The 994-nt window shown below is 48.8% G+C and carries 1 protein-coding gene and 1 other annotated feature (1 of these 2 only partly in view); the gene reads left to right on the top strand.

What is annotated here, in order from left to right; all coding sequences use genetic code 11:
- Positions 1-994 (top strand) — a sequence feature (mutual gap in cmsearch alignment for this rRNA model is longer than 100) (it extends past both window edges: 851 nt to the left, 987 nt to the right).
- The coding region (locus ACNKXS_RS15030; RefSeq protein ID WP_417921589.1) for a hypothetical protein at positions 1-198 on the top strand (198 nt) is incomplete at its 5' end. Its footprint overlaps the feature before it by 198 nt.

The raw sequence follows: 994 nt of genomic DNA, 5'->3' as shown, positions 1-994 counted from the left end.
GCATTTAGGTGCAGCGATATAGATAGTTTTATAGAGGTAGAGCTACTGATTGGATGCGGGGGCTTCACCGCCTACCAATTCCTGACAAACTCCGAATGCTATAAAATGTTTCATATCAGTGAGGGCATGGGTGCTAAGGTCCATGTCCGAGAGGGAAAGAACCCAGACCATCAGCTAAGGTCCCAAAATATATGTTAAGTTGAAGAAACGCGGTTGAACTGCCCAGACAGCTAGGATGTTGGCTTGGAAGCAGCCATTCATTTAAAGAGTGCGTAACAGCTCACTAGTCGAGCGGTTCGGCATGGATAATAATCGGGCATAAACATATTACCGAAGCTATGGACTATAGTTTACTATAGTGGTAGGGGAGCATTGTAACAGAGATGAAGGTGAGTCGCGAGGCTTGCTGGATTGGTTACAAAAGAAAATGTAGGCATAAGTAACGATAATGCGGGCGAGAAACCCGCACACCGAAAGACTAAGGTTTCCTCAGCTATGCTAATCAGCTGAGGGTTAGTCGGGACCTAAGGCGAACCCGAAAGGGGTAGTCGATGGACAAGCAGTTAATATTCTGCTACTTGCCCCACGTTAAAGCGGACGGAGGCGTAAATTTGGTGCGTACTGACGGAATAGTACGTTGAAGGGAGTGGTAACACCCCGATAGTACACAAAAGCTACGGCCGGCGTGATAATCCAGAGGAGCGACTTCCAAGAAAAGCGAGTGGAGGCAACCCGTACCCTAAACCGACACAGGTAGTTGGGATGAGAATTCTAAGGTGCTCGAGAGATTCATGGCTAAGGAACTAGGCAAAATTGGCCCGTAACTTCGGGAGAAGGGTCGCCCCCCTTATGGGGGGGCCGCAGTGAAAAGATCCAGGCGACTGTTTATCAAAAACACAGGGCTCTGCTAAATCGAAAGATGACGTATAGGGCCTGACACCTGCCCGGTGCTGGAAGGTTAAGGGGAGATGTTAGCTTCGGCGAAGCATTGAAC

This window comes from Christiangramia marina (genome assembly GCF_048285865.1).
Classification (GTDB): domain Bacteria; phylum Bacteroidota; class Bacteroidia; order Flavobacteriales; family Flavobacteriaceae; genus Christiangramia; species Christiangramia marina.
The sequence above is the reverse complement of the archived record's forward strand: the minus strand, read 5'-3'. Positions and strand labels throughout refer to the sequence as shown.